The organism is Reyranella soli, from assembly GCF_007992495.1.
GTDB lineage: Bacteria > Pseudomonadota > Alphaproteobacteria > Reyranellales > Reyranellaceae > Reyranella > Reyranella soli.
Window position 1 is genome coordinate 1 of record NZ_BKAJ01000262.1, and the last position, 8,042, is coordinate 8,042.

General features: G+C 68.2%; 10 protein-coding genes. 5 read left to right on the forward strand and 5 right to left on the reverse strand.

Annotation, left to right across the window (positions count from 1 at the left end; all coding sequences use genetic code 11):
• Positions 1 to 89: 89 nt before the first annotated feature.
• The 5 genes from RSO01_RS44830 to hemC form a co-directional block, all read right to left on the reverse strand.
• Positions 90 to 689 carry an NUDIX hydrolase gene (locus tag RSO01_RS44830; protein WP_147157122.1) on the reverse strand — a complete coding sequence of 200 codons (600 nt, stop codon included), beginning with the start codon at positions 687 to 689 and terminating at the stop codon, positions 90 to 92.
• An 11-nt stretch (positions 690 to 700) separates the two neighbouring features.
• The gene (locus RSO01_RS44835; protein ID WP_147157123.1) at positions 701 to 1,906 is read right to left on the reverse strand and encodes a phosphoglycerate kinase; all 1,206 of its coding nucleotides are present in this window, start codon (positions 1,904 to 1,906) and stop codon (positions 701 to 703) included.
• Positions 1,907 to 1,982: 76 nt separating this feature from the next.
• Positions 1,983 to 2,210: a sulfurtransferase TusA family protein gene (locus RSO01_RS44840; protein ID WP_147157124.1), complete on the reverse strand. Its 228-nt coding sequence runs from the start codon at positions 2,208 to 2,210 to the stop codon at positions 1,983 to 1,985.
• Between the two features lie 10 nt (positions 2,211 to 2,220).
• Entirely contained in the window at positions 2,221 to 3,021 is an 801-nt protein-coding gene (locus RSO01_RS44845) for a M48 family metallopeptidase (protein ID WP_147157125.1), read from the reverse strand.
• Positions 3,022 to 3,047: 26 nt separating this feature from the next.
• Positions 3,048 to 3,968, reverse strand: a complete 921-nt coding sequence (gene hemC, locus RSO01_RS44850; RefSeq protein WP_147157126.1) for a hydroxymethylbilane synthase — start codon at positions 3,966 to 3,968, stop codon at positions 3,048 to 3,050.
• Between the two features lie 45 nt (positions 3,969 to 4,013).
• Here hemC and tsaD point away from each other — a divergent pair, with 45 nt between their 5' ends.
• From tsaD to RSO01_RS44875, 5 genes are read left to right on the forward strand one after another with little or no spacing between them, the layout of a single operon-like run.
• Positions 4,014 to 5,051 carry a tRNA (adenosine(37)-N6)-threonylcarbamoyltransferase complex transferase subunit TsaD gene (gene tsaD, locus RSO01_RS44855; protein WP_147157127.1) on the forward strand — a complete coding sequence of 346 codons (1,038 nt, stop codon included), beginning with the start codon at positions 4,014 to 4,016 and terminating at the stop codon, positions 5,049 to 5,051.
• Positions 5,052 to 5,060: 9 nt separating this feature from the next.
• Positions 5,061 to 5,681 carry a TIGR02466 family protein gene (locus RSO01_RS44860; protein WP_147157128.1) on the forward strand — a complete coding sequence of 207 codons (621 nt, stop codon included), beginning with the start codon at positions 5,061 to 5,063 and terminating at the stop codon, positions 5,679 to 5,681.
• Complete coding sequence (locus RSO01_RS44865) at positions 5,678 to 6,667, forward strand: NAD(P)H-dependent glycerol-3-phosphate dehydrogenase (protein WP_147157129.1); 990 nt, start codon at positions 5,678 to 5,680, stop codon at positions 6,665 to 6,667. The genes RSO01_RS44860 and RSO01_RS44865 overlap by 4 nt, the downstream gene beginning before the upstream one ends.
• An 18-nt stretch (positions 6,668 to 6,685) precedes the next feature.
• Positions 6,686 to 7,105, forward strand: a complete 420-nt coding sequence (locus tag RSO01_RS44870; protein ID WP_147157130.1) for an EVE domain-containing protein — start codon at positions 6,686 to 6,688, stop codon at positions 7,103 to 7,105.
• A 5-nt stretch (positions 7,106 to 7,110) separates the two neighbouring features.
• Positions 7,111 to 7,971, forward strand: a complete 861-nt coding sequence (locus RSO01_RS44875) for a DMT family transporter (RefSeq protein ID WP_147157131.1) — start codon at positions 7,111 to 7,113, stop codon at positions 7,969 to 7,971.
• Positions 7,972 to 8,042: the final 71 nt, after the last annotated feature.

Sequence of the window (8,042 nt, forward strand, 5' to 3'; positions counted from 1 at the left end):
AGAGGGGGCTTCGAAGACGCCTGTAACCCCCTCTCCCAACCTCTCCCCCTAGCGGGGGAGAGGAGAATGAGGAGACGGATCGTAACGCCCTACACGCCAGCCGGCTTGCGCGGCGGCCACATGCGGGCGAGGTCGCCCGTGGGATTCGAGTAGGTCGCGAAGTCGGTCTTGCCGCGCGATTCATGGAAGTGGGCGAGCGCCCAGATCACGGTCGGGAAGGCGAGCTGTTCCCAGGGAATGTCCTTCCATTCCACCAGCGCCACGTCCTCGCTCTCAGGCCCGGCGGCGACGTCGGCGCTCACCAGTCGCGCGCGATACATGATCTGCACCTGGCCGATGCGCGCCACGCTGTACATGGCGAGCAGGCGTTCGATCTCGATGGTGGCGCAGGCCTCTTCGCGCGCTTCACGTTGCGCCGCCTGTTCAGTAGTCTCGCCCAGCTCCATGTAGCCTGCGGGCAAGGTCCAGAAACCCTTGCGCGGTTCGATGGCCCGCTTGGCCAGAAGGATCCTGTCGTTCCAGGTGCAGACCGCGCCGGCGACGATCTTGGGGTTCTGGTAGTGGATGAACTCGCAGCGCGCGCACACCAGCCGCTCGCGGTTGTCGCCGTCGGGAATCCGCTTCTCGAAGTGATCGGGCGGATCCCACGGCAGGCGTGGCCGTTCGGGCAGCGGCGGTGGCGTGCTCATCGCCTCCTGTCCTACGCCGCCCGTATGAGCGCCGCAACGCCGGGCAGCGTCTTGCCTTCCATCCATTCCAGGAAGGCGCCGCCTGCGGTCGAGACGTAGGAGAACTTCTCCTCGACGCCGGCCGCGGCCAGCGCCGCCACCGTATCGCCGCCGCCTGCCACCGACAGAAGCTTCTTGGCGCCGGTCTGCTCGGCGACAGCGCGCGCCAGGGTCACGGTGCCGTTGTCGAACGGCTTGATCTCGAAAGCGCCGAGCGGGCCGTTCCACACCAGGGTCGCGCACTTGGCGACCTGCTTGACATAGACCGCGACCGACTTCGGCCCGACATCGAGGATCATCTGGTCGTCGGGGCAGGCCTTGGCATCGACCACCTGGCTCGGCGCACCGGCCTTGAACTCGGCCGCGACCACGACGTCGACCGGCAGCAGGATCTCGCAGTTGGCCGCCTTGGCCTTGGCCATGATCTCGCGTGCCGTATCCGCGAGGTCCTTCTCGGCCAGAGACTTGCCGATTTTGATCCCTTGCGCAGCCAGGAAGGTGTTGGCCATGCCGCCGCCGATGATCAGCTTGCCGACCTTGCCGACCAGGTTGCCCAAAAGGTCGAGCTTGGTGGAGACCTTGGCGCCGCCCACCACGGCGCAGACCGGCCGCTTGGGATTGCCCAGCGCCTTGTCGAGTGCTTCCAGCTCGGCCTGCATCAGGCGGCCAGCCGCGGCGGGCAGGCGATTGGCCAGGCCCTCGGTCGAGGCGTGCGCGCGATGCGCGGCCGAGAAGGCGTCGTTGACGTAGGCGTCGCCCAGCACCGAGAGCTTGTCGATGAAGCCCGCGTCGTTCTTCTCTTCTTCCTTGTGGAAGCGCAGGTTCTCCAGCAGCAGCACCTCGCCCGGCTTCAGCACGCGCACGGCCTCCTCGGCGAGAGGTCCGATGCAGTCGTCGGCGAAGGCCACCGGTTTGCCGAGCGCCTGCGACAATGGCTCGACCAGCGGCTTCAACGACATCTCGGGCACGCGCTTGCCGTCGGGCCGGCCGAAGTGGCTGAGCACGATCACCTTGGCGCCCTTGGCCGCAAGCTCGCTGAGCGTCGGCGCGGCGCGCTCGATGCGCGTGGCGTCGGTCACCTTGCCGTTCTTCATCGGCACGTTGAGGTCGACGCGCACCAGGACGCGCTTTCCGGACACGTCGATGGAGTCGATCGTCTTGAAGGTCGATTGCGGCATTTGCTCTCCGTCCGTCGTCCCGACCGGAGCCCGAAGGGCGTAGCGGAGGGATCTGATCTTCTAGTGACGGTGTTGGTTAGCGTTTCTTGATTACAAATATCAAGACGTCACCTTCGCGCCGACTCGAAACCAGCTCGTGGCCGGTCTGCTTGCAATAGGCGGGAAAGTCCTGCTCGGCAGCGGGATCGGTGGCGCGCACCGTAAGCAACCCGCCGACCGGCAGCTCGCGCAGCTTGCGATTGGCGCGCAGCACGGGCAAGGGGCACAAGAGCCCGGTGGCGTCGTATTCGGCGGTCTCAGTCACGATTTGCTCTTCACTGGGGGCGATAATACTTCATCGCTTCGGGCAGCCAGCGTCGAATGTCGGCAATGCGCGTGGTATCGGCGGGATGGGTGCTGAGCCATTCCGCCTTGCGGGGACCGGTGCTGGCGGCGCGCATATGTTCCCACACGGTGACGGCCTCGCGCGGATCGTAACCCGCCATCGCCATCAGGATCAGCCCGATGCGGTCGGCCTCCGATTCCTGCGCCCGTGACATCGGCAGGATGTAGCCATAGGTCGCGCCGGCGCCCACGGCCGCCATCATTGCCGGCAGGTAGGCGCGGCTGCGGCCGGTGACGGTGGCCGACAACGCCACCGCGGCGGCGGTGGCGCCGACCTGCGCCACCATCTGGTCGCTCATGCGCTCGGCGCCATGGCGCGCCAGCGCATGCGCGACCTCGTGGCCGATCACGACGGCGAGCCCCGCCTCGGTGCGGGTGATCGGCAGGATGCCGGTGTAGACCACGACCTTGCCGCCGGGCAGGCAGAAGGCGTTGGGCTCGTTCTTGTCGATGGTCTTGAATTCCCAGCGAAAGCGCGGTGCGCGCCACAGGTCGCCTGGCGGCCGTTCGGCCGCGGCGGCGATGCGTCGGCCAACTTTCTCGACCAGCGCGTTGGTCTTGGAGTCCTCCGACACCTGCTCCTTGGACAGGACCTCGCGATAGGCCTGCAGGCCCATCTGGCGTTCCTCGCTCTCACCCACCAGCATCATCTGGGAGCGGCCGGTGACCGGCGCGGTTTCGCAGGCGGCGAGCAGCGCGGCCAGCGCGCACAGGATCGACAGCGAACGCATGCGCGGACTGTAGGGACGCGATGCCATCAGGTCGAGAGGAAGCCCGGTCCGCCGCGGCGCAGCAATTCGTGCCCGGCATCGCGGCCCAGCGTCTCGGCATCGGCGAAGCCGCCGCGCCGTTCGGTGGCGATCAGCTCCGAGCCGTCGGGCTTGGCGATCAGACCGCGAAGATGAATCACGCCGTCTGTGAGAACCGCATGACCGGCAATCGGCGTGCGGCACGAGCCGTCGAGCACGGAGAGCATGGCGTGCTCGGCCTTCACGCAGGTCGCGGTCGGGCCGTGGTCGATGGCGGCAAGCCAGCCCCGCGTCTGCGCGTCGTCCGCGCGGCATTCGATGCAGATCGCTCCCTGGCCGACGGCCGGCAGCATTTCGTCCTCGGGGATCGCCGCGCCGACCTGTTCCAGGCCGAGTCGCTTCAGGCCGGCCAGCGCCAGGATGGTCGCCTCGACTTCCCCCGCCTCGCGCTTGCGCAACCTGGTGTCGACGTTGCCGCGCAGGGTGACGATCTTGAGGTCGGGCCGGCGATGCAGCAGCTGGGCGCGCCGCCGCAGGGCCGAGGTGCCGACCACGGCGCCTTGCTTCAGGTCGGCGATGCGCTTGACGTCGCCCGCGATCAGCACGTCGCGTGCATCCTCGCGCGCCAGGAAGGCGGCGATCAGCAACCCGGCCGGCTGCGCCGTCGGCATGTCCTTCATGCTGTGCACGGCGATATCGATGCGATGCCCCAGCATCGCCTCCTCGATCTCCTTGACGAACAGGCCCTTGCCGCCGGCCTCGCTGAGCGGCCGGTCCTGGATCGCATCGCCCGTGGTCTTGATGACGACGATCTCGATGGCGTCGGGGGCGGCTAGTGCCGGCACCGACCGCGCCAGCGCGTCGCGCACCAATCCGGCCTGGGTGAGCGCGAGCTTGCTGCCGCGCGTGCCTAGTCTCAGGGCTGCCATGGTGCTGCTCTAGCGTAGCCGGACGACGGAGGCTAGAAGACACGCATGCGCGTCCTGGGCATCGAAACGAGCTGCGACGAGACCGCCGTCGCCATCGTCGAGGCGCCGGCCGGGTCGGCGCCTGGCGGCCTGATCCTCGCCAACGTCGTCTACAGCCAGCAGACCGAGCACCGCCGCTTCGGCGGCGTCGTGCCGGAGATCGCCGCGCGCGCCCATCTCGAGCGCATCGACGGGCTGGTCGAGGACGCCCTGACCGAGGCCAGGCTCGGCCTCGACGATCTCGACGCCATCGCCGCGACCGGCGGACCGGGGCTGATCGGCGGGGTCATGGTGGGCGTCATGGCGGCCAAGGGCCTGGCATTTGCGCGCGAAAAGCCGTTCCTCGCCATCAACCATCTTGAAGGCCATGCGCTCACCGTGCGGCTGACCGAGCAGGTCGAGTTTCCTTATCTGCTGCTGCTGGTCTCGGGCGGCCATTGTCAGCTCCTGACGGTGCGCGGTCCGGGGGACTTCACGCGGCTCGGCACCACCATCGACGACGCCGTCGGCGAATGCTTCGACAAGACCGCCAAGCTTTTGGGCCTGGGATTCCCGGGGGGCCCGGCGGTCGAGCGCCTGGCCAGGGACGGTGATGCGCAGCGTTTTTCCTTGCCGAGGCCGATGTGGCGCAAGGCCGGCTGCGACTTCTCTTTCTCGGGCCTCAAGACAGCGGTGCGCCAGACCGTCGAGAAACTCGATCCCGACGACGAGCGCGCACGTGCTGATCTTTGCGCATCCTTCCAGCGCACCGTCGGCGACGTTCTGGCCGATCGCTGCGCCAACGCCCTTGCGATGGCGCCGTCGCCGACTCTCGTCGTTGCCGGTGGCGTTGCCGCGAACCTCTATCTCCGCGGCCGCCTTGAAGAAGTTGCCGCTCGCAATGGCGCGCGCCTGGTCGCGCCGCCCGTGAAACTCTGCACCGACAACGGCGCCATGATCGCCTGGGCCGGTATCGAGCGGCTGCGACTCGGCCTGACCGATGCCCTGGATTTCAAGCCGCGGCCGCGCTGGCCGCTGGACGCGTCGGCCCCGGTTCGGGTGTAGACTGCCGCCATGACCTCCGAGATCGTCCCGCTGTTCTCCACGCCGGTGGTGATCTCGGATTTGCCCGATGCGGCCGCGCTCAACGTCGATCTGAACAAAGTCATTGCCGAGCGCAGTAAAAGCCATCCCGGCACACAGCATTCCAACCTGGGCGGCTGGCAATCGACCTGGGACATGGATCGCTGGGGCGGCGCCGCGGCGATCAAGCTTCTGGCCATCGGCCGCAACCTCGCGAGCCGCTACACGACCGATCGCGAGGGCAAGCCCGCGTCGGTGACCTGGCGCGCCAACATGTGGGCCAACATCAACAAGTCGGGCCACGGCAACGAGTTCCATTCCCATCCCGGCAGCTTCTGGTCGGGCGTCTATTACGTCGACGACGGCGGCATCGCCGCCGATCCTTCGCTGGGCGGCGAGCTGGAATTCATGGATCCGCGCGGCCCGGGTCCGGCGATGTACGCGCCGCAGCTCGCCTTCGCTTTGCCGGGCGGCCTGTCGATCGGCGCCAACGAGGTCGTGCATCCCCGGACCGGCCGGCTGGTCATGTTCCCGGCCTGGCTGCTGCATCAGGTGCGGCCCTATCGCGGCGGTGCCGAGCGCATCTCCATCGCCTTCAATCTCAGCCTGTGAGCGAGCTCGGCCATATCGGCATCGTCGGCGGCGGTGCCTTCGGCACCGCGCTGGCCTGCCTGGGCCGCCGCGCCGGCCGGCGGGTAACCTTGTGGTCGCGCGATCCGTCGGTCGCGGCTGCGATCGCAGGCGATCGCAGCAATCCGGTCTATCTGCCGGGCTTCCCGCTCGACGCGGGCGTCGAAGCAGCGTCGGACCTTACGGCGCTCGCCGCCTGCGATGCGATCCTGCTGGTCTGTCCTGCCCAAGCCGTGCGCGAGCTGGCGGCGCGGCTCGCCGGCAGCGCGCCCGTCGTCATCTGCGCCAAGGGCATAGAAGCCTCGAGCGGGCTCCTGATGCCCGAAGTGTTGGCCGAGGTCCTGCCCGGCCGACCGTTCGCCATGCTGTCGGGCCCGAGCTTCGCCGAGGAGGTGGCGCGCGGCCTGCCGACGGCGGTCAGCATCGCCACTGCCGACCCGGCGCTCGGCCGGACCCTGGCCGGTGCGCTCGCCGCCGGCGCGTTCAGGCCGTACTGGACGCACGACGTCCTGGGCGTGGCGCTGGGCGGCGCGGTGAAGAACGTGCTCGCCATTGCCGCCGGCATCGTCGAGGGCCGCGGGCTCGGCCACAACGCGGCGGCCGCGTTGATCACCCGCGGCTTCGCCGAGATGGCGCGGCTCGGCCAAGCCATGGGCGCGGAGCTGGAGACGCTGACGGGATTGAGCGGCTTGGGCGATCTCGTGCTGACCTGCCACGGCCCCTTGTCGCGCAACCGCGCGCTGGGCGAGGCCCTGGGCAAGGGCACCAGGCTCGCCGATTACATGGCGGGCCGCCGCCAGGTTGTCGAAGGCGCGGCGACGGCGCCGGCGGTGCTGGCGCGCGCGGCGCGCTACAAAATCGAGATGCCGATTTGTGCAGCCGTCGATGCTATCCTGCATCGCGGCGCCGACCTCGACGAGGCGATCCGCGCCTTGCTGGCGCGGCCGTTGCGTCGCGAGGGGAAATGAAGATCGAAGGAGCGTGACATGGCGTATTGGCTCATCAAGTCCGAGCCGTCGGCCTATTCGTGGGACCAGCTGGTCAAGGACAAGAAGACCTCGTGGACCGGCGTGCGCAACTTCCAGGCCCAGATCAACCTCAAGGCCATGAAGGTGGGCGACCGCGCCTTCTTCTACCATTCGAACGAGGGTAAGGAGATCGTCGGCATCGCCGAGGTCGTGAAGACGGCCTATCCCGATTCGACTGACAAGGAAGGCAAGTCGGTCACCGTCGACTTCAAGGCAGTCGAGCCGGTGAAGAAGCCGGTGACGCTGGCCGAGATCAAGGCCGACCCGAAATTCAAGGAGCTGAAGCTGGTGCGCCAGTCGCGGCTCTCCGTGTCGCCGGTCAGCGACGAACACTGGAAGCTCTTGATGAAGATGGCCGGCGGCCCAAAAGGTAGTTAATCCAGGTGGTCGACAACACCCGCGGCATCCTCGCGATGTCCGCGGCGGTCGTGGTCTTCATCTTCAACGATGCGCTGATCAAGCTCGCCGCCGAGAGCGTGCCGGCGGTCCAGGCGATCGGCGTGCGTGGGCTTTTCGCGACGCTGTGGTGCGCGCTGGCGCTGCTGGTCACCGGCGCCTGGCGCCAGCTGCGGTGGGCGGCGGACCCGCGCATCGTCTTCCGCGGCGTGCTCGAGGCAGGCTCGGCCATCTTCTACCTGATCGCGCTGTTCCAGATTCCCTTCGCCATCGCCAGTGCGGTCAATCTTTCCACGCCGGTGATCCTTACCGTGCTCGCTGTCCTGATCCTGAAGGAGGACGTGCGGTGGCGGCGCTGGAGCGCCGTCATCGTCGGCTTCCTGGGCGTCCTGCTGGTGATCCAGCCGCATCCCGGCGACCTCAACGCCTGGACCTGGCTCGCCCTGCTGGGCACGATGATCGGCTGCTTCCGCGACATCCTCGTGCGCTTCCTCCCCGTGGGCATACCGACCCTGGTCGTGTCCTTCACCTCGGCGCTGGTGGTGGCGGTGGCCGGTTGCGGCTGGGCCGCGATCGAGGGCTGGCAGGCGATGAGCAATGGCGCCATCGGCTACATGCTCGGCTCATCGCTCCTGCTGGCGATGGGCTACCAGTTCGTGGTCGTGGCGTTGCGTTCGCGCGGCGAGTTCTCGGTGATCGGCGCCTTCCGTTACGCTTCGATCCTGTGGGCGCTCGCCATCGGCTATGTCGTGTGGGGCGAAGTGCCCAACGCCCTGGCGATGGTCGGCATCGCCGTGATCGTGGGCTCCGGCCTCTACATCCTGCACCGCGAGCGCGTGCGGCACTGAATCTTGCCGGACCGCGGGCCTCCAGGCCCGCTCATGGTCTTCATCTTCCGGACCGCGGGCCTCCGGTTCGC